Source organism: Rhodococcus spongiicola, assembly GCF_004011835.1.
Classification (GTDB): Bacteria; Actinomycetota; Actinomycetes; order Mycobacteriales; family Mycobacteriaceae; genus Prescottella; species Prescottella spongiicola.
This window is the reverse complement of sequence record NZ_RKLN01000005.1, coordinates 289,200-311,656: the sequence shown is the minus strand read 5'-3', so window position 1 is coordinate 311,656 and position 22,457 is coordinate 289,200. Positions and strand designations below refer to the sequence as shown.

26 protein-coding genes and 1 pseudogene are annotated in these 22,457 nt (G+C 64.4%); 14 read left to right on the top strand and 13 right to left on the bottom strand.

Translation table 11 applies throughout. From position 1 onward, the window contains the following. Positions 1 to 6 precede the first annotated feature (6 nt). Together EF834_RS14965 and EF834_RS14960 are read right to left on the bottom strand one after the other, a co-directional pair. Positions 7 to 669 carry a DedA family protein gene (locus EF834_RS14965; protein WP_408014521.1) on the bottom strand — a complete coding sequence of 221 codons (663 nt, stop codon included), beginning with the start codon at positions 667 to 669 and terminating at the stop codon, positions 7 to 9. Between the two features lie 2 nt (positions 670 to 671). Further along, a complete protein-coding gene (locus EF834_RS14960) occupies positions 672 to 1,379 on the bottom strand; it encodes a VTT domain-containing protein (protein ID WP_127948014.1) in 708 nt (235 codons plus the stop codon). Between the two features lie 227 nt (positions 1,380 to 1,606). Between EF834_RS14960 and fbaA the strand changes: the two genes are divergently transcribed. Next, positions 1,607 to 2,644, top strand: coding sequence for a class II fructose-bisphosphate aldolase (gene fbaA / locus EF834_RS14955; RefSeq protein ID WP_127948013.1), 1,038 nt, complete (start codon positions 1,607 to 1,609; stop codon positions 2,642 to 2,644). 207 nt (positions 2,645 to 2,851) lie between these two features. On the opposite strand, the gene EF834_RS14950 is transcribed toward fbaA, so the two are convergent. Together EF834_RS14950 and EF834_RS14945 are read right to left on the bottom strand one after the other, a co-directional pair. Next, entirely contained in the window at positions 2,852 to 3,373 is a 522-nt protein-coding gene (locus tag EF834_RS14950) for a GNAT family N-acetyltransferase (protein WP_127948012.1), read from the bottom strand. Positions 3,374 to 3,498: 125 nt separating this feature from the next. Beyond that, the gene (locus tag EF834_RS14945; RefSeq protein WP_127948011.1) at positions 3,499 to 3,846 is read right to left on the bottom strand and encodes an ArsR/SmtB family transcription factor; all 348 of its coding nucleotides are present in this window, start codon (positions 3,844 to 3,846) and stop codon (positions 3,499 to 3,501) included. Between the two features lie 60 nt (positions 3,847 to 3,906). Between EF834_RS14945 and EF834_RS14940 the strand changes: the two genes are divergently transcribed. Continuing rightward, the gene (locus tag EF834_RS14940; protein WP_127948010.1) at positions 3,907 to 4,656 is read left to right on the top strand and encodes an SDR family NAD(P)-dependent oxidoreductase; all 750 of its coding nucleotides are present in this window, start codon (positions 3,907 to 3,909) and stop codon (positions 4,654 to 4,656) included. A gap of 135 nt (positions 4,657 to 4,791) precedes the next feature. Here EF834_RS14940 and EF834_RS14935 read toward each other — a convergent pair whose 3' ends face one another. Then, positions 4,792 to 5,136: a DUF1330 domain-containing protein gene (locus EF834_RS14935; RefSeq protein WP_127948009.1), complete on the bottom strand. Its 345-nt coding sequence runs from the start codon at positions 5,134 to 5,136 to the stop codon at positions 4,792 to 4,794. Positions 5,137 to 5,298: 162 nt separating this feature from the next. On the opposite strand from EF834_RS14935, the gene soxR reads away from it, so the two are divergent. From soxR to EF834_RS14925, 3 genes are all read left to right on the top strand, one after another. Then, complete coding sequence (gene soxR, locus EF834_RS14930; RefSeq protein ID WP_127948008.1) at positions 5,299 to 5,742, top strand: redox-sensitive transcriptional activator SoxR; 444 nt, start codon at positions 5,299 to 5,301, stop codon at positions 5,740 to 5,742. 14 nt (positions 5,743 to 5,756) lie between these two features. Then, positions 5,757 to 5,918 carry a hypothetical protein gene (locus EF834_RS18225; RefSeq protein ID WP_164874142.1) on the top strand — a complete coding sequence of 54 codons (162 nt, stop codon included), beginning with the start codon at positions 5,757 to 5,759 and terminating at the stop codon, positions 5,916 to 5,918. 370 nt (positions 5,919 to 6,288) lie between these two features. Then, the gene (locus EF834_RS14925; protein WP_127948007.1) at positions 6,289 to 7,140 is read left to right on the top strand and encodes an alpha/beta fold hydrolase; all 852 of its coding nucleotides are present in this window, start codon (positions 6,289 to 6,291) and stop codon (positions 7,138 to 7,140) included. A 339-nt stretch (positions 7,141 to 7,479) separates the two neighbouring features. Here the strand turns inward: EF834_RS14925 and EF834_RS14920 are convergent, their stop codons facing one another. Continuing rightward, the gene (locus EF834_RS14920; RefSeq protein WP_235871240.1) at positions 7,480 to 8,061 is read right to left on the bottom strand and encodes a TetR/AcrR family transcriptional regulator; all 582 of its coding nucleotides are present in this window, start codon (positions 8,059 to 8,061) and stop codon (positions 7,480 to 7,482) included. Positions 8,062 to 8,602: 541 nt separating this feature from the next. Between EF834_RS14920 and EF834_RS14915 the strand changes: the two genes are divergently transcribed. Beyond that, positions 8,603 to 9,241, top strand: coding sequence for a class I SAM-dependent methyltransferase (locus tag EF834_RS14915; protein WP_127948005.1), 639 nt, complete (start codon positions 8,603 to 8,605; stop codon positions 9,239 to 9,241). Positions 9,242 to 9,272: 31 nt separating this feature from the next. Here EF834_RS14915 and EF834_RS14910 read toward each other — a convergent pair. After that, positions 9,273 to 9,551 (bottom strand): annotated as a pseudogene (locus EF834_RS14910) (integrase core domain-containing protein); the annotation flags it as partial. Between the two features lie 752 nt (positions 9,552 to 10,303). On the opposite strand from EF834_RS14910, the gene EF834_RS14905 reads away from it, so the two are divergent. Next, the gene (locus EF834_RS14905) at positions 10,304 to 10,900 is read left to right on the top strand and encodes a hypothetical protein (RefSeq protein ID WP_164874141.1); all 597 of its coding nucleotides are present in this window, start codon (positions 10,304 to 10,306) and stop codon (positions 10,898 to 10,900) included. A 106-nt stretch (positions 10,901 to 11,006) separates the two neighbouring features. On the opposite strand, the gene EF834_RS14900 is transcribed toward EF834_RS14905, so the two are convergent. After that, positions 11,007 to 11,540 carry an Rv0361 family membrane protein gene (locus EF834_RS14900; RefSeq protein ID WP_127948003.1) on the bottom strand — a complete coding sequence of 178 codons (534 nt, stop codon included), beginning with the start codon at positions 11,538 to 11,540 and terminating at the stop codon, positions 11,007 to 11,009. A gap of 81 nt (positions 11,541 to 11,621) precedes the next feature. On the opposite strand from EF834_RS14900, the gene EF834_RS14895 reads away from it, so the two are divergent. From EF834_RS14895 to EF834_RS14875, 5 genes are all read left to right on the top strand, one after another. Then, positions 11,622 to 12,038 (top strand): DUF3151 domain-containing protein, encoded by a 417-nt coding sequence (locus EF834_RS14895; RefSeq protein WP_127948002.1) that lies wholly within the window; start codon positions 11,622 to 11,624, stop codon positions 12,036 to 12,038. A 37-nt stretch (positions 12,039 to 12,075) separates the two neighbouring features. Next, entirely contained in the window at positions 12,076 to 13,170 is a 1,095-nt protein-coding gene (locus tag EF834_RS14890; RefSeq protein ID WP_164874140.1) for an FUSC family protein, read from the top strand. A 62-nt stretch (positions 13,171 to 13,232) separates the two neighbouring features. Continuing rightward, complete coding sequence (locus tag EF834_RS14885; RefSeq protein ID WP_127948000.1) at positions 13,233 to 14,162, top strand: cation diffusion facilitator family transporter; 930 nt, start codon at positions 13,233 to 13,235, stop codon at positions 14,160 to 14,162. Positions 14,163 to 14,243: 81 nt separating this feature from the next. Beyond that, positions 14,244 to 15,158 (top strand): aminotransferase class IV, encoded by a 915-nt coding sequence (locus tag EF834_RS14880; protein WP_127947999.1) that lies wholly within the window; start codon positions 14,244 to 14,246, stop codon positions 15,156 to 15,158. An 85-nt stretch (positions 15,159 to 15,243) separates the two neighbouring features. After that, positions 15,244 to 15,549, top strand: coding sequence for a chorismate mutase (locus EF834_RS14875; RefSeq protein ID WP_127947998.1), 306 nt, complete (start codon positions 15,244 to 15,246; stop codon positions 15,547 to 15,549). Between the two features lie 86 nt (positions 15,550 to 15,635). Here EF834_RS14875 and EF834_RS14870 read toward each other — a convergent pair whose 3' ends face one another. Both EF834_RS14870 and EF834_RS14865 read right to left on the bottom strand, forming a co-directional pair. Beyond that, a complete protein-coding gene (locus EF834_RS14870; RefSeq protein ID WP_127947997.1) occupies positions 15,636 to 16,412 on the bottom strand; it encodes a site-2 protease family protein in 777 nt (258 codons plus the stop codon). A gap of 101 nt (positions 16,413 to 16,513) precedes the next feature. Further along, positions 16,514 to 17,188 (bottom strand): hypothetical protein, encoded by a 675-nt coding sequence (locus tag EF834_RS14865; RefSeq protein WP_127947996.1) that lies wholly within the window; start codon positions 17,186 to 17,188, stop codon positions 16,514 to 16,516. A 272-nt stretch (positions 17,189 to 17,460) separates the two neighbouring features. Here EF834_RS14865 and EF834_RS14860 point away from each other — a divergent pair, with 272 nt between their 5' ends. After that, positions 17,461 to 18,750 (top strand): adenylosuccinate synthase, encoded by a 1,290-nt coding sequence (locus EF834_RS14860; protein WP_127947995.1) that lies wholly within the window; start codon positions 17,461 to 17,463, stop codon positions 18,748 to 18,750. A gap of 17 nt (positions 18,751 to 18,767) precedes the next feature. Here EF834_RS14860 and EF834_RS14855 read toward each other — a convergent pair whose 3' ends face one another. The 3 genes from EF834_RS14855 to EF834_RS14845 all read right to left on the bottom strand — a co-directional run bounded on the left by EF834_RS14855 (position 18,768) and on the right by EF834_RS14845 (position 20,915). After that, complete coding sequence (locus EF834_RS14855; RefSeq protein ID WP_127948136.1) at positions 18,768 to 19,403, bottom strand: MBL fold metallo-hydrolase; 636 nt, start codon at positions 19,401 to 19,403, stop codon at positions 18,768 to 18,770. A gap of 23 nt (positions 19,404 to 19,426) precedes the next feature. Next, positions 19,427 to 20,515 carry an S-(hydroxymethyl)mycothiol dehydrogenase gene (locus EF834_RS14850; RefSeq protein ID WP_127947994.1) on the bottom strand — a complete coding sequence of 363 codons (1,089 nt, stop codon included), beginning with the start codon at positions 20,513 to 20,515 and terminating at the stop codon, positions 19,427 to 19,429. Positions 20,516 to 20,693: 178 nt separating this feature from the next. Further along, a complete protein-coding gene (locus EF834_RS14845) occupies positions 20,694 to 20,915 on the bottom strand; it encodes a hypothetical protein (RefSeq protein WP_127947993.1) in 222 nt (73 codons plus the stop codon). Positions 20,916 to 20,978: 63 nt separating this feature from the next. Between EF834_RS14845 and yczR the strand changes: the two genes are divergently transcribed. After that, on the top strand, positions 20,979 to 22,448 hold the full coding sequence (yczR, locus tag EF834_RS14840; RefSeq protein ID WP_127947992.1) for a MocR-like transcription factor YczR: 1,470 nt from the start codon (positions 20,979 to 20,981) through the stop codon (positions 22,446 to 22,448). The last annotated feature ends 9 nt before the right edge of the window (positions 22,449 to 22,457 follow it).

Below are 22,457 nucleotides of genomic sequence, written 5' to 3'. Positions count from 1 at the left end.
CCTCGATCAGGCGTGGACCGCGTCGACCGGGACGTCCTCTATCGGTTTGGACATCTCGCGGCGGTAGCTCCACAAGCCTGCCGCGGTGCCGATGACCAGGAGTGTCACCAGGACAGCGACCACGGCGGATAGCAACCATGGCACCTGCAGCAGCAGCGAACCGCAGTAGAACCCGGCGAGCAGCAGCACCGGTGCCCAGATGACTGCGCCGATGCTGCTCGCGATCGTGTAGCGCCGGTGGTCCATGTTCGCGGCCCCGGCGACCATCGGGCAGAGGGTGCGCACCCACGGAATCCAACGCGCCACGAGCACGGCCCAGAAGCCGTGCCGGTCCAGCAGCACATTGACCTTGTGCAGGTTCTGAATGTTGATGTACTTGCCGTTGCGGCGGGCCACGAGGTGGTGGCCGCTGCGTTTGCCGATCACGTATCCGATCTGGTTCCCGACGACCGCGGACCCGATCGCGCACGCCGACAGCGCCCAGGTGTGCTGAGCAGCGGCCCCGTGTGCGGCGAGCACGATCCCCGCGGTCACCAGCATCGAGTCGCCGGGGAGGAACAGCCCGATGATCAGAGCGCACTCGAGGAAGACGAAGGTCAGTACGACGATCCAGACGAGAGCGGGACCTGCCGATTCGAACGGGCCGAAGGCCCCCGCGGCAGCGGTCAGAATCAAGCGGCCGGATCGTTCGGAGTCGTAGCCGACGGCTCGACCGCCAGGGCGCGGCGGGCCGACCTACGGGGACCGAAGTACCGCTTGCCGACCTCGACGATGATGGGGATCACCGAGACGAGAACGATGAGAATGAAGATGTAGTCGATGTTGGCGGCGATGAACTCGACCTGGCCGAGGAGGTAGCCGAGCAGCGTGACGCCGGCACCCCAGACGACGCCACCGATCACGTTGTAGCTGATGAAGACCGGGTACTTCATCCTCGACGCCCCGGCGACGAGCGGGGCGTAGGTGCGCACGATCGGCACGAAGCGGGCCAGGACGATGGTGATGGGTCCGTGCTTGTCGAAGAACTCTTGCGAGTGGTCGATGTAGCTCTTCTTGAAGATTCTCGCGTCGTCCGACTTGAAGAGGGCCGCGCCGCCCTTCGAGCCGAGGAAGTATCCGACCTGGTCACCGAGAATGGCGGCGATCGGGATCGTCACCATCAGCACCCACAGCGGGGCGAACGGTTCGACATCGACGGACTTCGACGCCGCGATGAGGCCGGCAGTGAACAGTAGGGAGTCACCCGGAAGCAGGGGAAACAGTAAACCCGATTCGATGAACACGACGACCAGCAGGCCGATGAGCATCCATGTGCCGAACGAGTTCAGCAGGTTTACAGGATCAAGGAATCCCGGCAGCAAGGCCAGATTTGTGGTCACGGATTCCGAAGCTGCCAGCACATTCACGCGGACCAGAGTACCGGTGGGGACTGAGAGGCTCTCGAGGCGAGGTATGCCTCACCTGCCGACGGGCCCGCCGACGGCCTGTCCACCGGGGGAGCTGATACCGGGGAGGCGCTCGTGTGTGTTGATTGCCATACTGCATATACATCCTGCGCGCCGTCGCCTCGGCCGCGCCCACGACTCGTCAATGGAGGACAGCCGCCGTGCCTATCGCAACTCCCGAGATCTACGCCGAGATGATCGGACGGGCAAAGGAGCACTCCTTCGCATTCCCCGCCATCAACTGCACATCGTCGGAGACGATCAACGCCGCGATCAAGGGCTTCGCGGACGCCGGCAGTGACGGCATCATTCAGTTCTCCACCGGCGGTGCCGAGTTCGGTTCGGGCTTGGGCGTCAAGGACATGGTCACCGGTGCGGTCGCGCTCGCCGAGTTCGCGCACGTCGTCGCGGCCAAGTACGACGTGACCATCGCGCTGCACACCGACCACTGCCCCAAGGACAAGCTGGACGGCTTCGTCCGCCCCCTGCTCGCCATCTCGCAGGAGCGCGTGAACAACGGCCAGAACCCGCTCTTCCAGTCCCACATGTGGGACGGCTCGGCCATCCACATCGACGAGAACCTCGAAATCGCGCAGGACCTGCTGAAGCTGTCGAAGGCCGCGAACATCATCCTCGAGGTGGAGATCGGCGTCGTCGGTGGAGAAGAGGACGGCGTCGAGAACGCCATCAACGAGAAGCTGTACACCTCGATCGAGGACTTCGAGAAGACCGTTGACGCTCTGGGCTCCGGCGAGAACGGCAAGTACCTGCTGGCAGCCACGTTCGGAAACGTCCACGGCGTCTACAAGCCGGGCAACGTCAAGCTCAAGCCGTCCGTGCTGGCCGAGGGCCAGGCTGCGGCTTCCGCGAAGCTGGGCCTGCCGGCCGGTTCGAAGCCTTTCGACCTGGTCTTCCACGGTGGTTCGGGCTCGCTGAAGTCGGAGATCGATGAGGCGCTGAGCTACGGCGTCGTGAAGATGAACGTCGACACCGACACCCAGTACGCGTTCACCCGTCCGGTCGCGGCGCACATGTTCACCAACTATGACGGCGTCTTGAAGGTTGACGGTGAGGTCGGCAACAAGAAGACCTACGACCCGCGGAGCTACCTGAAGAAGGCCGAGGCGTCGATGACCGAGCGCGTCGTCGAGGCCTGCACGGACCTCAAGTCCGCGGGACGTTCGGTCTCCGCCGGGTAGTCGAGGTCCGACGAGGGATTCCAACTATCCCCAAAAGGGGCAACTCCGAGTTGTTCTGTGGAGAAATCTGCAGATGACGTAGAGGGGTGGGAAGTGTGATCTCTCATTCGTTCCCCTCGTGCATCGATCTGTGGGAGCAGCGCGCAACAGCGCACCGCTCCCACAGATCGATCCTGGCCGTCACCGGCCGTCGTAGTTCGGTGGGACTCAGTCATCGGTGACGGACTTCTCCATGGCGATGCGAGGCCATTGATCGAGGCCGGTTGCGGCTTCCGTTCGCCGTACATCGGCGAGGCCGGGTGTCAGACGTGCTTGCGAGACGGTGCGCCAGCCCATGCTCCTGTAGAAGGGACCGTTGAACGGTACGTCGCGGAAAGTCGTGAGGATCATTCGGCGATACCCCCGGGAGCGGGCCACGTCTTCGGCCGCCAGCATCAGTGTGCGGCCGATTCCCTGACCGCCGTGGGTGGGCACCACCCCCAATTGCTCCACATGGAGAGCGCCGTCGAGCTCATTGAGCCGTACGAAGCCGACTACACGATCGGCAGTCTCAGCGACCAGAACGTCGCCTCGCTGGTGAGCGCGTAGGAAGCACTCGACTTCCGGGGCCGGTTCATCGGCGACAGCGTCCATGTCCAATTCGCGGAACAGGCTGCCCGCGGCGACTTCCACCTCGGGAAGGGCGCCGAGGTCTTCGGCTTTCGCCGGCCGAACGAGAACAACGTCCATGCCCACCAGTCTGGTGCAGTGACAGGCGCGGTGCGCCGATTCTGGTCCGCCCGCGAGTGGCGAGTCCTGTCGGGACGGCGGTTTGCGAGTTTGCCTCGGGCGTGTCGTTCGCGAGTCTCGATGGATCAGCCGCTTGATGTCGTGAGCCCGACGTCGCTTCCCACTCCGTCGATCGAAGCCGCGGTCAAGACTGTGTCCAGAAGTCCCGGGAATCGCTCATCGAGGTCGCGGCGGCGAAGTACGACGAAACACCGGGTGCCTTCTTGCCGAGTTCGGGTAATGCCGGCATCGCGCAGCACCCGAAGATGATGGCTCAGTGTGGATTTCGCGACCGGAACCTGCAGTTCTCCCCATCCGCGTTCGTTGTTGTCGGCCAACTGCGAGACCACCCCGACCCGGATCGGGTCGCTCAACGCGGCAAGCACGGCCGTCAGCCGGATATCGGACACCTCCGGATGTTGTGGTTCGCGCATACGACCATGCTACCTTGTTCGATGTTCGACGAACATAGAACAAGATGGGTGGTATGAGTAATGGGCAGCTTCGACGACCAGGTCGTGATCGTGACCGGCGCGGGGACGGGGATCGGGCGGGCGACCGCGATCGCGTTCGCCCGGGCCGGCGCCCAGGTGCTCGGTGTCGGCCGCCGTCAGGCGTTGCTGGATGACACCGCGGGCGAGCATCCGGCGATCGAGGTGGCAGCGCACGATCTGCGCCGTGACGGCGAGGCCGACGCGGTGATCGGCGCGGCCGTCGCGCGGTGGGGCCGGGTGGATGTGCTGATCAACAACGCCGGGGTGACGACATTGATGCCATTGGCCGACGTGACCGCCGAACGTGTCGCCGACCTGTTCGCCCTCAACGTCGTTGCCCCCAGTGTGCTCGCAGGTGCGGCGTTGCCGCACCTGCGCCAGACCCGCGGCAGCATCGTGAATGTGTCGAGCACCTATGGGCATCGCCCGATTCCCGGCGCCGCGCACTACGCCGCCTCCAAGGCCGCGCTGGAACAACTCACCCGCAGCTGGGCCCTCGAGCTGGCCCCCGACGGCGTGCGGGTCAACGCGGTGGCTCCCGGCCCGACCGAGAGCGAGGCCCTGGCCGCCGCCGGGCTCCCCGACGACATGGTTGCGCAGATCAAACGAGACGAGGCACGACGTATCCCGTTGGGGCGCCGCGGTGTCCCGGCCGAGATTGCCGACTGGATAGTGCATCTGAGCGATCCGGCCGCGTCCTGGATCACCGGTCAAGTTGTCACCGTCGACGGTGGTCTCGAGCTCGTGTAGGTCGTGCCCCTCGCGCATCGATCTGTGGGAGCAGCGCGCAACAGCGCACCGCTCCCACAGATCGATCGTGGCCGTCGCGTCTCGGGCCGGGGCTCAGTCACCAATGACGGACTGCTCCATGGACGGCTCGTTCCTTCATGAGGGCACGTCCCATTTGGTTGGGTCGAAACCTTCAACGGCAAAGGTGAAATTCGGCGGTATGACGTCAGTGCGCAAGTGCTTCACTGCTTGGTAATCCGGAGAGTTCCAGAAGCCCTGCAACGCTTCCATGGACGGGAACCTGAACAGTGTGAAACGGGCTCCCTCCTTCCACTCACCCTCGAAGTGATCGATGAGTTGGCTGCTAGTGCCATCGATGAGAAGCTCACCACCGTATTTCTTTATCATCGGATGGGTTGCTTCGACGTAGGGTTCGAGTGAGCCGTGCCCTTCGGGCATGAACGAACTGGCGACCAAGTAAGCGGGGGTCTCATTGGCCATGTCTGTCTCCTTGTCGGTTGGCGTTCTCTTGTTCAGCGCGAGCCGTGCAGGCCTGCAACTGCGTTGTCGATGGCCTGTGTCCAAGCGATCCGAGTCATGCCGACATACTGATAGTTGAAGTACACTTCAAGTCAATACCCCAGTTAACGTGAGGCGCATCACATGAATGATCTGCTTACCGTCGGCGAGATCGCGCATCGCAGTGGCTTTGCCCCCTCGGCGATCCGCTTCTACGAAAAGCAGGGACTGATCACGGCATCTCGAACAGGGGGAGGGCAACGCAGATTCAAGCGAAACATGTTGCGGCGCCTAGCGTTCATCCGCGCTGCTCGCAATGTTGGTCTCAGCCTCGAAGAAATTGCGGACGCCCTGAGAACCTTACCCGACAACAGAACCCCGATACGGGCGGACTGGAACCGGCTGTCGAAGGCATGGCGGGAACGTCTCAACGACCAGATCAGTGGACTCATAGCCCTTCGTGACAAGCTGGACTCCTGCATTGGATGCGGCTGCCTCTCGCTGAAGGGTTGCGCCATCGCCAACCCCGCCGACGCCGCAGGCCACGGCGGCACCGGCGCGGTCTACCTGCCCAGGACACTGCACTGACAGCGCACCCTTTCATGACCTTGATCGGGGTGCCACTGCTCGCCATCGGCACCGTCGGAACGCTCAGCTTCATCTTGTTCGGAGCCGCAGTCGTTGGCCAGTGGGTCATGACCGTTGCCGTGCTATTCGTGATGGTGGAGGTGGCCGGTGCACTCCTGATCAAGCCGCAACGGTAACTTCAGCTACGGCCTCCCAAAAGGCGCCAACCCCCGGCGCGACTTGTCAACGAAAATAGTTACGCCCCAACGAAGTCCACGAACGCGGGGATCGAACCTCTGAACCGGCCCGGCTGGCGCAGGATTGTTGGAACGCATTGGCCCGGGCAAGCCGGCCCGCATACGCGACGAGCTGATCGACTGAGCATCCCCGGAACGCCCAGTCCCGGCACAGACCGCACCCTGTCCTGCCCGCGTCCGCGCACGATCTCGGAGCCGTCCGCGAGACCGGGAAGCGCCCTCGCGCCCGGGCGGCATGGTTTGCGACATCGCGACCGAGGGTAAGGGCGATCAGGTGGTTGCAAGGTGCAACTTATTCTAGTGTTGTGGGATGGACGTGACCTACGAGGGAACCAAGAGGGAAATCGCCACCGACAAGGGTGTGCTGCGCTATCACGAGGCCGGCGAGGGGCCGCCGCTCCTGCTGTTGCATGGTTCGGGGATCGGTGTCAGTGGTTGGCGGAACTACCGAGGCAACCTGGAGAGGTTCGCCGAGCACTTCCACTGCTACATCCTCGAGTTCCCCGGATTCGGTGTGAGCGATCCAGTCGACGGACACCCCGTGGTGACGGCAGGGTCGTCGGCGATCCGCTTCATGGATGCGCTCGGTATCGAATCGGCTGCGGTGATGGGCAATTCGATGGGTGGAGTCGTTGGCGTCAATGTGGCGATGAAGTGTCCCGAGCGAGTGAGCAAGCTCGTCACCATCGGCGGAGTGGGGCCGAACATCTTCAGCCAGAACCCGAGTGAGGGCACGCGTCTGCTGCAGGATTTCGCAGACGCGCCCAGTCGAGACAAGTTGGTTCGCTGGCTCGAGTGCATGGTCTACGACCGCAGCTTGATCACCGAAGAGCGGATCGAGGAACGCTGGCAGACGGCCAATGATCCGGAGTCGCACAAGACCTTGGCTGCGATGTACGGCTCCGCCGCATTCGAGGCGCAGCAGCGGGCGATGGTAAATGCAGGTCTGCCCCCGTACTGGTCGATGATGGGCAAGGTACAGTGCCCGACATTGCTGACGTGGGGTCGCGACGACCGGCAATGCCCGCCGGACATGCCGATGATCCCGATGCGACTGATCCCCAATGCGGAACTCCACGTCTTTTCCAACTGCGGGCACTGGGTGATGGTCGAAGCCAAGGAGGCGTTCGAGCGGATCACCCTCGAATTCTTGCTCCGATGAGCTGGCAGTCCCCAGCGCGTCGGTGCACAGCTGCGAGTATGTGTGTTACTCAGTGGTTTCGTCACGATCGGCGGCCGAATCGCGAATGAGTCGACGTCGCGTTGGCCCGAACCTTGTCGGGGGCTTCCACACCGCTGAGACTCAACGGGCCTTGTGTCCCATTCTGAAGGTCGGGTCTTCGGAGGGGTCGTGAGGGGGACCCGTTTTGTGGTCCAGGAGGTATGCGGCTGGGATTGGTGGGTCGCAGTTCACTGTAACCCAGCACCGCCTTGGGAGTAACGGTTCAAAGGGGGTTTGGCTCGCCCGCCGGGGATGGACCACGACTCGTTGGTGCGCCCGCTAACTGTGTGTGCGGGGATTCCAACTCCGCATCGCAGCGTCGTGTTGATCGGCGCTGAGGGCCTCTACCGGCAATAGTGCTTGATCGCCGTCTGCGCGCATCCCGTCCAGGAAGATCGTCACGTAGCGCCGCCACAAATCGGGGCGGATATCGGCCGCGAACTCGTTGACCGCGCCGGCGATGATCGACATCAGCGCCAGGTCGCTGTCACTGATGTCCGCGCGCAGATAGCCGTCGGCCCGGGCTGCCTCCACGACTTTGGCAACTATAGGGTACAGCCGTACGCGCGCCGCCTCGACCCGATCCCCGCCGTGCTCGCGACAGAAGACGGCCTCGCGAAGTCCTTGATCCCGTGCCGTGAGTTGGCACATCTCTTCGACGAAGTACATCAGTCCCTGCCATGAGTCGGGCTTGTTCAAGGCGCAACGTCCAAGCGCGGTGATCTCGTCGATCCTGTCCTCGAAAATGGCCTCTACAAGAGACTCCTTAGTCGGAAAACGCCGGTAGACAGTGCCTACACCTACACCGGCCTGATGGGCCACTTCATTGTGACCGACCTCGAGCCCACGAATGGCGAACAGTTCGCGCGCTACGTCGACGATGCGCTGCCTGTTGTGCGCGGCATCTCTGCGTAGTGGTCGTACCGCAGCTCCCTCAGAATCCACATCCGAAGTGCAGTGAGCACGCTAAGCGGATCGATACCATCCACTTAGTGTCTTGGGTTTGCCCTGCACCTGGTCCGGCGATGTGGCGCCAGGCGAACTCTGAATGGGAAGGACTGGCCACATTGGATGCCGACCACAGCGCCCAGAGCGCCGACCGGACAGTGCTGCTGAGCGTCGAGCTCGTTTCACGGCTCGGCGGGGGTGTCGATGAACGCGCGCACGCGCTTGTGGATTCTGCTGACCATAGCCCACCTGGTAGCTGTTGCGGGGGTGGCCGTCGCGCGGACATCGACTTCGGGGCATTGATCCGGCCCCGCCAACGACGAAAGGACACCCACATACCCGCTACGCGACAGAAGGCGGCATAACCACAAATCTCGCGCCCAAAACACCGCGGCAAGGCCCACAGCGACACGACTGGTAAGACGCTCCAAAGTAGCGAGAGGGGACTTGGGAAGTGAATGAACCGGAAGCATTCTGGGATAAATCTGCAGGCAAATACGATAAAACCGAGGAACGATTTGAGTACATCCATACCAAAAGCAGAGAAAATGCTAAGAAGCACCTCAAGGGCACCGATATTATTCTAGATTATGGATGCGGAACAGGCACCACGTCTTGTGAGCTTGCAAGTGAGGTTAAGGAGATTCATTCCCTTGACATCTCATCTAAAATGATTGAACTAGCAGATGAGAAAGCTGCTGCTAGTGACGTCGCGAACGTAACTTTCGTACAGGCTGATATCTTTGACAAGAGATACGAAGAAGGAACGTTCGATGCGATTCTGGCTTTCAATGTGTTGCATACAGTTCCTAATCCTCACAAGGTTGTGGAAAGAATGCATGCGTTACTGAAGCCTCAGGGGCTCGTCATTTCGGTGACACCCTGCCTGCGGGATAAGATGTCACTTCCAGTTGGTATCCAGATATTACTTTTCCGAATATTGAGCAAAATTGGAATAATTCCCATCCCTATAAGAAGGCTGAAAAGCTCTGAGCTGGACGATCTGCTTAAAAGTCGCAATTTTCAGATTATCGACGCCGAGGAAATATACAAAGGAGCATCTAGCTATTTTATGGTAGCAAAGCGGGGGTGATCCTCTCCATCCAGCTTCGATGATCCGGTTGCTATCCAGCGTGGTGTTGACGGGGGGTAGCCCATAGTTGGGCGACTTCGGCTGGGGTGAGTTCGCCATGGGCGGAATGGGGTCTGTTGGTGTTGTAGTCAAGGCGCCAGTCTTCGATGATCACGCGAGCTTCGCGCAGCGAGTCGAAATGCCACGCGTTGAGCAGTTCGTCGCGTAGACGGCCGTTGAATGACTCGATCCACACGTTTTGCCAGGGTGCGCCGGGTTCGATGAATAGCGAGTCGGCACCGGTGAACCGGCACCAATCGTTGACAGCCTGGCCGGTTACGTTCTTCGGGATCTTCGTCCTCGGAATGGTGCTTTCCTTCACGGTGGAACTGTCAGTCTGGGTCCAGAGTGCCCTCGGACTCGGAATCGCCATCATCTACTTCCTCGTTTCTTGGCTTGTTGCGCGCCGCCGTCAACGCACGCAGTAGAAAGCGCAGATCCACTCGACGAAGAGGGCGCCTTGGCACACCGGATCGCAACATTCAAAGGTCCCTATTTGTCGGGAACGTTGAAAGGCATTAAGCAGAAACGAAACCCAGTGGGCAGGGAAATTTCTCCAACCGCATTGAGGGACACCGCGAACGGGACAGATGCGGCGCGGTGTGCGCGGCGACAGCAGATGCAGCTTGTATAGGCTCGAGTGATGACCAAACCGAGATTTCTGATAGTGAACTTCACCTGTATGACCCTGGTCATTCTGGGTGTCAATTTGTCGTTCCTGGTGCAGGGGAACGCCAGCGGGATCCTCGGCTGGTCTCTAGCCCTTGTCGCGCTAATAGTTTGGTTCTCCGCAGCCGTTGCCAGGTCGCGGAAGCAGAACTCGCCTGACTGATCGAGGGACGCGACGCTGTCGCGGCGGGCCAGATCGACCAACTAGGGCAGTTTGTTCCGTTGAGTGTGAAGTGAGTCGCGGGAAGTAGTCGCGGGAAGTAGAAGCGCGGCCGCTGGAAGCCCCGGATCCGAGCGGACCGGTGGGTATCGTGAGATGGATTTTCCGTTCATTGGACAGCGGTGGGGGTGTCAATGAAGTCACGGAAGCGGGTGCTCGGCGTAGTCGCGGCAGCTGGTGCCATGGTGCTTGGATTCGCTCCGGCACATGGCGCCCCGGGTGGGTCGAATCAGGCGGAGCCGGATCCGAGAGCCGTAGCTTTCGAGAAGGTTGTCGAAGACACGAAAGATCCGAATTCGAGCCGTTTGGAACGGCTTTCGGACGCGGACAGGGAACTCTTGCGGTCGTCGAAGCTCAAATCGGTGCTCATCGACGCGGCCACCGGCGCCGTGCTGAGCGTCGGAGAGGGGGCCTTCGTCCCGGAGGGCGCGGCACCGGGAGCCGGGCTGATGGTGTCGGTTCCGGGAGAGTGCGGGGGACCGCCGCAGCCGTGCTTCAACGGCTCGCCGAACATCGAGTTCGCCGGCACCGGCGATGATTACGGGGAGGCCCCCGACAGCCCGGGCGACGAGTACTGGTCGTGGCCGAACAGGGTCGGTTACACCGGTGGGCCGTACGACGCGCTCGCCTGCTGGTATTACGGACGGGTCGTGTGTGGAGCCGCAGTCGGTCCGTACGGCCAGGCGTACATCAACGAGTCGGTGACCGGACTCCTGCATTTACGCTGGTAGACGCCCCGAAGCGTCGCTGGGGGTCGCCGTCGTCGAGGGCTGTCGAGGGCCGTCGAGGATTATGGTGTCTTCGAGAGACTGGTTCTCACACGTTTCGTGAACGGAGTCATTCGGGGGCGCAGACCCTCCAGGCACCGTCTATTCGTTCGAGGTCGAACGTCCGCGGCGACTCATCGGACGGGTTGCCCTGAGTGTGCGCGGTGACCTGGGCGATCGCCGAGTCGTCGGTGATCTGGACGGAATCGATGCTGGTGATGACGGGAATGCCGCCGTCGGTGACGGCGTCGGCGTGGACGTCGGCGAACTCGGCGGGCGGGATGTCTTGGTAGAAGTCGGCGAGTGTGCCGCACGTCGATGCCTGCAGGGCCGATAGGTCGCCCGACTCGAGCGCGGCCACGAACGTCTTGACGGCGTCGCGGACCTCGGATTCCGGCCCGCTCTGAGCGATGCGAACGATGAGGAACGAAATGACTCCGATCGTCACCAGGACGCCGGCGAAAGCAACGTTCGACGCGGTGAGCCTGCCGCGCCAGCCGCCGGGCGCTTCGGTCGGCTTCGCCGACGGTGTCGCCGGTGCAATGCGTTGGGGACCGGTGCCGGCCGGTGGGGTCGGGGCCTGGAAGTCGTCGGTGGGGGACACGTGACGCCTCTCGGAGGGGGAACGTGATCGATCCGTGGGCAGCCTATCGGCCAGCGCGCGCCGCCGGGCACAATAGACGCCATGACGTCTTTCGGTGATCTTCTCGGACCGCAGCCCACTCTGCTCCCCGGTGACGAGGAGGCGGAGTCGGCTCTGCTCAATCGCGAGGACCCGGCGACGGTCGCCGCCGAACATCCGACCGCGTCGATCGCGTGGGCGTACCTGGCCGAGGCCGCACTCGAGCAGGACCAGGTCATCACGGCGTACGCCTACGCACGCACCGGCTATCACCGGGGGCTCGACCAGCTGCGCCGCAACGGGTGGAAGGGCTTCGGTCCGGTCCCCTACAGCCACGAGCCCAACCGCGGATTCCTGCGTTGCGTCGCGGCCCTGGCCCGGGCAGCCCAGTCGATCGGCGAGAACGACGAGTACGCGCGGTGCTTGGATCTGCTCGAGGACTGTGATCCGCGCGCGGCCGAAGCACTTGGTCTCGGCTAACCGTTTCGTTTCCCACCGGGCGGCGGCCCGAGACCGGGTGGCGGCCTCGATCGGCCGTCTCAAGGTCTCGGCGCTGCCCGTTCTGCAGTGTGGTCTGGCGGCCGGCATCGCCTGGTTCGTTGCGACCGAGATCGTCGGCCACGAACATCCGTTCTTCGCGCCGATCGCGGCCGTCGTCTCGCTCGGGTTGTCGCTCGGCGCGCGGACGCGCCGTTCCGTGGAGTTGGTCTGCGGAGTCACTGTCGGCATCGGTGTCGGCGACCTGTTGATCTCGGTCATCGGGAACGGTGCCTGGCAGATCGCGCTCGTTGTCATGCTGGCCATGGGAACGGCGGTGCTGATCGGGTCGGGTCCCATCTTCTCGATGCAGGCCGGTACGTCGGCGGTTCTGGTCGCGACGTTGCTTCCTCCCGGGGACGCCGCGGGCGTCGAGCGCATGGTCGACGCCCTGATCGGGGGCATCGTCGGCATCGTTGTGGTCGCGATCGTGCCGACCCATCCCGTCCGCCGATCGCGACGTGATGCCGCGAGCATCGTCGCGACCGCCGCGGACGTGCTGCGGTTACTCGCCGACGGCCTGATTGCGAACGACCGGAAACCGATCGAGAAGGCGCTTCGCAAGGCCCGTGCGACGCAGCCGGCGATCGACTCGCTGCGCAGCAATCTCTCCGGGGGCATGGAGATCAGCCGAATCTCGCCGCTGTACTGGGGCAGCCGGGCCCGACTCGCGCGCCTGATCGCGACGGCCGATCCGCTGGACAACGCGATGCGCAACATCCGGGTCCTGTCGCGGCGGTCGCTGTCGCTGGTCCTCGACGACGAGATCCTGGATCCGCGTCTGGTCGACCAGGTCGAGAAGCTCTCCCAAGGGCTGGAGGTGATGCGGCGGATGATCCTCGCCGAACCGGGGGAGCAGCCGGACCAGGCCGAGGTGGCCCGGATGTTGCGTACCGTCTCGTCTGGAATGAAGCCCGAACTCGTCGAGGATGCGGGGATCTCCGCCACGGTCGTGTTCGCCCAGCTGCGTTCCGTCATCGTCGACCTGCTGCAGGTTGCGGGGCTCGAACGGATCTCCGCGATCGCGACACTGCCGCCGACCGTGCCCAGGCCTGCCTACCGCCCCGAGGTCTGACCCCACTTTCAATATATGCGTATATGTGCATATGATGACCTCGGCTGACGAGGAGGGTGAACATGGGAGCAGGTCACGGGCACGGAGCCATCGGTGGAAACGGGGGTGCGGGGGCTTCACCCGGGCGGATTCGCCGCATGGTGATCGCGCTCGTCATCGTGCTCGCGTTCTTCGTTCTCGAGGCGACCGTCGGGCTGGTGATCGGATCCCTCGCACTGCTCGCCGATGCCGGTCACATGCTCACCGATGTCTTCGGCATGTCGATGGGCCTCGTCGCGTTGCTGCTGGCGAGGCAGGGCTCCAAGGCTGCGGCCCGTACCTTCGGTTGGCACCGTGCCGAGGTCCTGTCCGCGATGGCCAACGCTGTCCTGTTGCTGGGCGTAGCCGCGTACATCATGTTCGAGGCGGTCAACCGGATCGGCGATGCTCCCGAGATCCCCGGCATCCCGCTGATCGCCACCGCGGCCGCCGGCCTGGCCGCCAATATCGTCGTGATGCTGATGCTCCGCGGCGACGCCAAGGGTTCGATCGCCGTCCGTGGCGCCTACCTCGAGGTGCTCGCCGACGCGGTCGGCAGCGTCGGTGTCCTGCTCGCGGGCGCCGCGGTACTGCTGTTCAACTGGACGTACGCCGACATCATCGTCGGCGTGCTGATCTCGCTGTGGGTGGTTCCGCGGGCACTCAGGCTCGCCGGGTCGGCGCTGAGGATCCTCACGCAGGCCTCACCGGCCCACGTCGACGTCGACGCCGTCCGCGACGACCTGTGCGCGCTGCCCGGCGTCTCGGACGTCCACGACCTGCACGTGTGGACGCTGACGACGGGCATGGACGTCGCCACGGCGCACCTGACCACCTGCAGCGAGGACACGGACTCACGCCGGGTGCTGGCCGCGGCCAAGCAGGTTCTCGACTCGCACGGCCTGAGCCACGCCACCGTTCAGGTCGAAACCGGCACCGAAGGGTCTCGCTGCCAGGAGGACCTCACCTGGTGAGCTGGACGACGAGCCCGGCCCGTGTGGGGTGATGGTCACAATCTCGCTGTGAGCCCTGGCCTCTTTCTCTACGATCGCACCATGGCCGAGCCGCATCCTCACGTGTACTACCGCGACGGACTCGTACCCGCGAAAGAGGCGACGCTCAGCGTAGCGACGTCCGCGGTCCTGTACGGACTGAGCGTGTACACGGTGTTCCCGGTCCACGTCGACGGCTCGACCCGCACTGCCTTCCGTCTGGCGGATCACTACCGGCGGCTGATCGAATCGTGCCAGATCATCGGGATCGACAGCTTCGAGGGCGAGTGGAGTTTCGAACGGTTCGTCTCGGTGGCAATGGAGTTGGTTGCCGCCAATTCGCCCGCGTCCGACGTCTACGTGCGGGCAACCGTCCACGTCGACGAGTCGATTCCCGGCACCCGGGTCCGGGGCTGCCGGACCATCCTGTCGATGTTCGCCTACGACGCGGTCCCGATCGTCCCGCAGGACGGTATGCGGCTCAAGACCAGCACGTGGCGCCGTATTCCGGACTTCGCGATCCCCTCGCGGGCCAAGGTCAACGGCGCCTACGTCAACTCGGTGCTGGCCAAGCAAGACGCGATCGACGCCGGTTACGACGACGCGATCTTCCTCGACGGCGCCGGGCACGTGTGCGAGTTGAGCGCGGCGAACATCTTCCTGGTGCGGGGTCGCACTCTGATCACCCCCGACGTGTCCTGCGACATTCTTGATGGCATCAACCGCCGTACGCTGCTCACCCTCGCGGGCGAGGACGGCATTCGGGTCGTCGAGCGAACGGTCGATCTCACCGAGTTGTACATCGCCGACGAGGTGTTCGTAACCGGCACATCGGCGAATGTTGCACCGGTCGTAGAGGTCGACGGCCGAGTCGTCGGCGACGGCACCCAGGGGCCGATCTGCGAGGCGCTGCGCAAGCGGCATGCGTCGGCGCTGCGGTCCGACGAACTGCACGGCTGGGTCACCTCGTTGGGTTGATCCCGGTCACACTCGGGGCGGCCCGCTTGATTCGAGTAGTCAACTACCTACGCCCCTACGCGATCGCGTACCTAGCGTTGTTGACATGACCAGCGCACAGGTATCGAATATGTCGACGGGCCTCGAGGCCGACCGCCAACAGGACGTCGACATCGAGCAGCTCCGCGATGAGATCGACCGCTTGGATTCAGAGATCCTTGCTGCCATCCAGCGGCGTACCGAACTTTCCCGCCAAGTCGGTGAGGTGCGCATGCTCGGCGGCGGCCCCCGTCTGGTGCACACCCGGGAAATGAGGGTTCTGTCGCGATTCGATGACCTTGGGCCGGAGGGGCACACACTCGCGTTGTTGCTGCTCAGGCTCGGGCGGGGGCGCCTAGGTCATGCCATGTGACCGGTCGGCCCCGATCCATCGACACGGCACCGATCGGGGCCGACACGGTCACTCATTACTTCCGCACTATTCACTACGGGTCCCGCTCAGCGCCAGAACTGCATCAGGTAGCCGCCGAACGCCGCGTAGACCTCCGGGACACCCGACAGGCCGAAGATCGAGTAGATCGTGTCGAAGAACACGGTGTTGATCTGTGGCACAAATAACAGCGCAATCAGCAAAAGGAGCCCAAAGGGCTTGATCTTGCCCAGTGATGCTTGGGTACTCGGCTTCAGATGCGGTTCCAGCGCCGCGTAGCCGTCGAGGCCGGGGACGGGGAGCAGGTTGAGGATCGTTGCCATCACCTGCAAGAACGCGAGGAAGCTCAAGCCGTACCAGAACACCTGGTGTTCGCTGTCGACACCGAACATCCGAACCACCACGAGCAGGATCACCGCGGCGATGGCGTTCACGGTCGGGCCGGCGAGCGCGACGCGCGTCTGCACGCGTGGCGGCATGGCCCCTGTCCTGACGTACACCGCGCCGCCCGGCAAGCCGATGCCGCCGAGGGCGAGGAACAGCACGGGCAGTCCGATCGACAACAGGGGCTGGGTGTACTTGCGCGGGTCCAGTGTCAGGTATCCGCGGATGACGACGTCGTGGTCGCCGGCTCGCCAAGCGACGAAGGCGTGCGCGAACTCGTGCAGACAAAGCGTGACGACCCACCCCGCGACTACGAGCAGAAAGACCCCGATCCGGCCCGATGACACGTCGCCGCCGGCCCGCCAGGCGAGCACGCCGCCCACGATGGCGATCGAGACGATGCCGAGGAACACAGGGCTCGGTCGGACGACCGACGACCGCGACCGTGAGTCGATATGCATGCTTTCAGTATCCAGATGAAGCGCCAGTATCCAGATGAAGCGCCAGTATCCGGATGAAGTGCCGTCATACAGACGAAGTGCCGCCCGAAGGGCCGCCGCACTCAGGAATCGTAGACGAGCAGCCAGTCCTGGTCGTGCCGGTAGAACGTCGAGCGCTTGACGCCGCGCGTGGTCCGGATGCCGTCGCGGGTCAGGAAGGCCGACGGCGAACCGAGCTGAACGGCGCGGCCGGAAAGCCACCGATGGCCGCCGAACCAGCGGCGCTTGTCGATCGTGGCGCGCAAACCCGGAAGTTCGGGAATCGGTACGACCCGCATGCCGGGCACCGTGCCCGAGAAAAGGCGCTTTTCGTCGACGTACGCCTCGCCGATCAACTCGCCGTCGTGCTCGGACCCGTGGACACGCGCTTCCCCGACGAGCGCGATGCCGGCATCGTCGCGGATCAGTGGCAGTTGGCGCGCCGTGCCGGAAACGGCGGTGGTCGCGGCTTTGGAACCGGTCCGCAAGCCGTAAGCATGTGTGGCGTCGGTGCGCTCCTCGGGGACGTACGCGAGTTCGACGTGAAGACGCTCGGTGCGCATGAGTCGGGTCAGTGCCGCTGCGAACGCGGCGTCATCTCCCACGACTACCAGTCGTGGCTGTTCCACCGTCTCGAGTTTCGCGAAGGCCTCGTCGAAGTCGTCCTTCTCGGGGAGGGTGGGGGCGTTGAACACGTCGAGCGAGCGAAGCGCCAACGGTAGGGGCGCGTCGCCGCACTTGAGCACTACCGGGGTCATGACACTCCTTGCTGATTTCCGACGCTCACGTTCGTCGCCAGGCCACGGCAGCGGCGACGGAGTCGCACGCAAGGGCATTTCGATGTCTACCCGAATCCGTGTGGACGTCGCAAACGATCGATTGGGTACCGAGGCCAGCTCAGGCCGGTTCGGAGGGCTAGCGGGCTGGCCGACAGTCGGACTCGACTAGACTGTGCCCCCGGCCACTGCCTACACCACGGCAGGACCATGTAGTCCGATACGACTGCACGTCGACCGTAGGAGACAGGGAAATGCCGGCAATCGTCCTCATCGGTGCCCAGTGGGGTGACGAGGGTAAGGGCAAAGCTACCGATCTACTGGGCGGCCGCCTGCAGTGGGTCGTTCGGTACCAGGGTGGCAACAACGCCGGACACACCGTGGTCCTGCCGAACGGCGACAAGTTCGCGCTGCACCTGATCCCGTCGGGCATCCTCACCCCCGGCGTCAAGAACGTGATCGGTAATGGCGTCGTGATCGACCCGGGCGTCCTGCTCGACGAGTTGGCCGGACTGGAGGAGCGGGGCGTCGACACGGACGGCCTGCTGATCTCGGCCGACGCGCACCTGATCATGCCGTACCACGTGGCGATCGACAAGGTCACCGAACGCTTCCTCGGCGCCAAGAAGATCGGCACCACAGGTCGCGGCATCGGCCCCTGCTACCAGGACAAGATCGCTCGGGTCGGCGTTCGTGTGGCCGACGTCCTCGACGAGAAGATCCTTACCCAAAAGGTCGAAGCCGCACTGGAATTCAAGAACCAGGTACTCGTCAAGATCTACAACCGCAAGGCCCTGGATCCGCAACAGGTCGTCGACGAGGTCCTCACGCAGGCAGCCGGATTCAAGCGGCGCATCGCGGACACCCGCCTCGAACTCAATCGTGCGCTCGAGCGCGGCGACACCGTGCTCCTCGAGGGCTCGCAGGGCACGCTGCTCGACGTCGACCACGGCACCTACCCGTACGTGACGTCGTCGAACCCGACGTCCGGTGGTGCGTCCGTCGGTTCCGGTATCGGCCCGACCAAGATCGGGACGGTTCTCGGCATCCTCAAGGCCTACACCACCCGGGTCGGTTCGGGCCCGTTCCCGACCGAGCTGTTCGATCAGCACGGCGAGTTCCTGGCCAAGCAGGGCGGCGAGGTGGGCACCACCACCGGCCGCTCCCGCCGCACAGGTTGGTTCGATGCGGTCATCGCGCGGTACGCGACTCGCGTCAACGGCATCACCGACTACTTCCTGACCAAGCTCGACGTGCTCTCCAGCCTGGACACCATCCCGATCTGTGTCGCGTACGAGGTGGACGGTGTCCGCGTCGACGAGATGCCCATGACGCAGACCGACATCCACCACGCCAAGCCGATCTACGAGGAGATGCCGGGCTGGTGGGAGGACATCTCCGACTGCCGAACCTTCGAGGAGTTGCCGGTCAACGCGCAGAACTACGTGCGGCGGCTGGAAGAGCTCTCGGGCGCGTTCGTCTCCTGCATCGGTGTCGGCCCGGGTCGCGACCAGACCATCGTCCGCCGCGACATTCTGGCCTGACCCGCCGACCGGAAAGGTCAGTGTCCGCGCGCGATCCACTCCTCGAGGTGTGGAGCTTCGGTGCCGAGGGTGGTGCCGTCTCCGTGACCGGTGTGGACGCGCGTCTCCGGCGGCAGTGAGAACAGCCTGTCGCGGATCGACCCGATGATCGTCGGGAAGTCGGAGTACGAGCGCCCGGTGGCGCCGGGACCGCCCGAGAACAGGGTGTCCCCGGTGAACAGTTCACTGGCCTCGGGCAGGTACAGGCAGGTCGATCCGGGGGAGTGACCAGGTGTGTGGATTGCCCGGATCTCGGTGCCCGCCAAAATGATCCGCTGTCCGTTCTCGAGTGACTGGTGGCGTGAGCCCGGATGAGTCATCTGCCACAGCATGTCGTCGGCGGGGTTGAGCAGGATCGGCGCATCCAGCCTCTCGGCCAGTTCTGGTGCGACGGTGATGTGGTCGTTGTGCCCGTGCGTGCACACAATCGCGACCACCTTGCGGTTGCCGACGGCGTCGATGATCGGCTGCGCGGAGTGCGCGGCGTCGATGACCACCACCTCGTCGTCGTCTCCGACGAGCCAGACGTTGTTATCGACATCCCATGTGCCGCCGTCGAGTTCGAACGTTCCGGACGTCACGACCCGGTCGACCCGCAAGCGATTCGGGTCCACCGTCGCTCCGCCCGCAGGGCCGCTCACAGGATCACCACCGAACGCAGCACCTCGCCGCGGTGCATGGTCGCGAACGCTTGCTCCACGTCGTCGAGCGTGATCCGCTCGGTCACGAACTTCTCGAGCGGGAGTCGGCCTTGCCGGTACAGGTCGACGAGCATCGGGAAGTCGCGCTCGGGCAGGCAATCGCCGTACCACGACGACTTGAGTGATCCTCCGCGCGAGAAGAAGTCGACCAGTGGCATCTCGATCGTCATGTCCGGGGTTGGGACACCGACGAGCACGACGGTACCGGCCAAATCGCGTGCGTAGAAGGCCTGTTTCCATGTCTCGGGGCGGCCGACCGCGTCCACCACGACGTCGGTGCCGAAGCCGTCGGTGAGTTTCTGGATAGCCTCGACGACGTCGTCGACCTCGGCGGCGTCGATGGTATGAGTGGCGCCGAGTCCGACGGCCCACTCGAGCTTCCGGGCATCCCGGTCGATCGCGATGATCTTGTTCGCTCCGGCCAGACGCGAACCCATGATCGCGGCGTCGCCGACGCCGCCGCAGCCGATGACGGCGACCGAGTCCCCGCGGGTGACGCCGCCGGTGTTCATGGCGGCACCCATGCCGGCCATCACACCGCAGCCGAGCAGACCGACTACGGCAGGGTCGGCGGTCGGATCGACCTTGGTGCACTGCCCGGCGTGAACGAGAGTCTTGTCGGCGAATGCCCCGATACCCAGCGCCGGGGTAAGTTCGGTGCCGTCTTCGAGGGTCATCTTCTGCTTCGCGTTGTAAGTGTCGAAACAGTACTGTGGGCGACCGCGCTTGCAGGCGCGACACTTTCCGCACACTGCGCGCCAGTTGAGGACCACGAAGTCGCCGACCTCGACGGTGTCCACGTTCTCGCCGACGGCCTCGACGATACCCGCGGCCTCGTGCCCGAGGAGGAATGGGAACTCGTCGTTGATCCCGCCGTCGCGATAGGTCAGGTCGGTATGGCATACCCCGCACGCCGCGATCGCGACGACGGCCTCGCCCGGTCCGGGATCGGGGATCGAGATGTTCACGAGTTCGACGGGCGCATCCTTCACACGGGCGATGACGCCCCGTACCTGCTGCGGCATGGTCTCTCCGCTCCGTTCGGTCGGCGTGAATGCACGGGCGCACGCATCGCGGGGTGCGCATCCGACTACGAGACTAGTCATCGCGCGCGCCCTGAACCGGAAGCTGGATACCGCCGGAGACGATCCCGAACATCGACGGGCCGGAATCGAGCGGCTGCTAAGCGTCCGACGCCATCGATCAGTCCAGTTTGGCCACACTGGACTGATCGCCCCTCCGGGCCGGTGACGACGACGTCCCATCCGTCCCTGCTCGATCGGGTTCGTCGAAGATTCCAGCCAAAGGTGCTGCAGGACGGAATTGTTCGAGCCGGAACAGGCGGCTCCGGCGGTCCGGGGAGACGTACCGATAGACGAAGCCGGCCAGCAGGGCCAGGCAGATCAGGGCGACGGCTGTGCTCATGACGGCCAGTCTTCGGGGTGACTGGTCTTGAGATAAACATCCAGATTCCGAATACTGGACTGCATGATGACTCATACGGTCGGTGCCAGGACGGTGTCTCGTGATCTCGGTGCGTGGCGGGAGGATGCCGGGCGTCGTCCCGCCTACCGGGCTCTGGCCGACGGAATCCGCCTGCTCGTCCACGACGGCAGAATCCCGCTGGGGTCGGCACTCCCGGGAGAGCGGGACCTCGCCGGTGAGTTGAGGGTGAGCCGGACGACTGTCACTACCGCTTACGCGGTTCTGCGCGAGGAGGGCTACCTGTCGAGTCGTCAGGGCTCGCGGAGCACGGTCACCCTTCCCGTGACGTCGCAGGACCACGGGCCGACCGAGGTGCAGCGGCGCACCCCGCCCGTCGATGGTGTGGTGGATCTGACCTACGCCGCGATGGCCGCCCCGGCGTCGGCCGTTCAGGATGCGTACAGCACTGCGCTGCAGGAGCTTCCGCCGTTCCTTGACACCTTCGGTTTGGAGCCGCGCGGTATCGCGGCACTGCGCGAGGCGATCGCGGCGCGATACCGCGCGCGGGGTCTCGAGACGACGCCGGCGCAGATCATGGTCACGTCCGGTGCCCAGCACGCTCTGCGACTACTCCTCGGTGTGTTCGTCGCCCCGGGCGAGCGGGTGCTCGTCGACCATCCGACGTATCCCAATGCGCTCGCGGCCATCCGCCAGGTGGGCGGCCGGCTGGTTCCCGTCCCTGTGCGTCCCGAGGGCGGCGGGTCCCAGGCATGGGATCTCGAGGGAATACGCAGTGCTGCAAGGCAGACCGCTGCACGTATGGCGTACCTGATCCCGGACTTCCACAATCCGACCGGGCTGTGCCTCGACGAGGCCGGTCGCACCGAGCTCGCACGGATCGCGCGGGACACGCGGATGACGCTCGTGGTCGACGAGACGATGGTCGACGTGTGGCTGGACGCGCCACCCCCCGCTCCGGTCGCGGCGCACGCGCGGGGCGTCGCGCGGTCGGGCGTCGTGAGTATCGGGTCGCTGTCGAAGTCACACTGGGGTGGCCTGCGCATCGGGTGGATTCGAGCCGAGCCCGAGTTGATCACCCGGCTCGCCGGTTCCCGAGCGGCGTGGGACTTCGGCACCCCAGTGATGGATCAACTCGCCGCCGTGCATCTCCTGATGGCTGGTGACGGCCCGGTGGAGGAACGTCGCGAGTTGTTGCGCAGCCAGAGAACCGTCCTGCTCGACGAGCTGTCTGCGCGGCTACCCGACTGGGTTCCCACCGCGGGAACGGGCGCAATGTCGTTGTGGCTGAGGATGCCGGCGCCGCTGTCGACCGCGCTCGCCGCGACTGCGCCGAGCCACGGGGTCGTGCTGGCAGCCGGACCGCGCTTCGGCGTCGAGGGGGCATTTGAGCGATACATGCGGTTCCCGTACGCGCGGCCGGCGGAGGAACTGCGACGCGCGGTGGCGGGAGTGGCGGCGGCCTACGAAGCCCTCGGGGTCAGTGGGGAACCGGCCGATTCGATGCTCGTCTGAGACGGCGGC

Bases quoted from the DNA above. Each gene is read 5' to 3' on its own strand.
- EF834_RS14950 (WP_127948012.1), bottom strand. From the start codon at position 3,373: ATGGACGTTGTTCTCGTTCGGCCGGCGAAAGCCGAAGACCTCGGCGCC.
- EF834_RS14945 (WP_127948011.1), bottom strand. From the start codon at position 3,846: ATGCGCGAACCACAACATCCGGAGGTGTCCGATATCCGGCTGACGGCC.
- EF834_RS14940 (WP_127948010.1), top strand. From the start codon at position 3,907: ATGGGCAGCTTCGACGACCAGGTCGTGATCGTGACCGGCGCGGGGACG.
- EF834_RS14935 (WP_127948009.1), bottom strand. From the start codon at position 5,136: ATGGCCAATGAGACCCCCGCTTACTTGGTCGCCAGTTCGTTCATGCCC.
- soxR (WP_127948008.1), top strand. From the start codon at position 5,299: ATGAATGATCTGCTTACCGTCGGCGAGATCGCGCATCGCAGTGGCTTT.
- EF834_RS18225 (WP_164874142.1), top strand. From the start codon at position 5,757: ATGACCTTGATCGGGGTGCCACTGCTCGCCATCGGCACCGTCGGAACG.
- EF834_RS14925 (WP_127948007.1), top strand. From the start codon at position 6,289: ATGGACGTGACCTACGAGGGAACCAAGAGGGAAATCGCCACCGACAAG.
- EF834_RS14905 (WP_164874141.1), top strand. From the start codon at position 10,304: ATGAAGTCACGGAAGCGGGTGCTCGGCGTAGTCGCGGCAGCTGGTGCC.
- EF834_RS14895 (WP_127948002.1), top strand. From the start codon at position 11,622: ATGACGTCTTTCGGTGATCTTCTCGGACCGCAGCCCACTCTGCTCCCC.
- EF834_RS14885 (WP_127948000.1), top strand. From the start codon at position 13,233: ATGGGAGCAGGTCACGGGCACGGAGCCATCGGTGGAAACGGGGGTGCG.
- EF834_RS14880 (WP_127947999.1), top strand. From the start codon at position 14,244: ATGGCCGAGCCGCATCCTCACGTGTACTACCGCGACGGACTCGTACCC.
- EF834_RS14875 (WP_127947998.1), top strand. From the start codon at position 15,244: ATGACCAGCGCACAGGTATCGAATATGTCGACGGGCCTCGAGGCCGAC.
- EF834_RS14870 (WP_127947997.1), bottom strand. From the start codon at position 16,412: ATGCATATCGACTCACGGTCGCGGTCGTCGGTCGTCCGACCGAGCCCT.
- EF834_RS14865 (WP_127947996.1), bottom strand. From the start codon at position 17,188: ATGACCCCGGTAGTGCTCAAGTGCGGCGACGCGCCCCTACCGTTGGCG.
- EF834_RS14860 (WP_127947995.1), top strand. From the start codon at position 17,461: ATGCCGGCAATCGTCCTCATCGGTGCCCAGTGGGGTGACGAGGGTAAG.
- EF834_RS14850 (WP_127947994.1), bottom strand. From the start codon at position 20,515: ATGCCGCAGCAGGTACGGGGCGTCATCGCCCGTGTGAAGGATGCGCCC.
- EF834_RS14845 (WP_127947993.1), bottom strand. From the start codon at position 20,915: ATGAGCACAGCCGTCGCCCTGATCTGCCTGGCCCTGCTGGCCGGCTTC.
- yczR (WP_127947992.1), top strand. From the start codon at position 20,979: ATGATGACTCATACGGTCGGTGCCAGGACGGTGTCTCGTGATCTCGGT.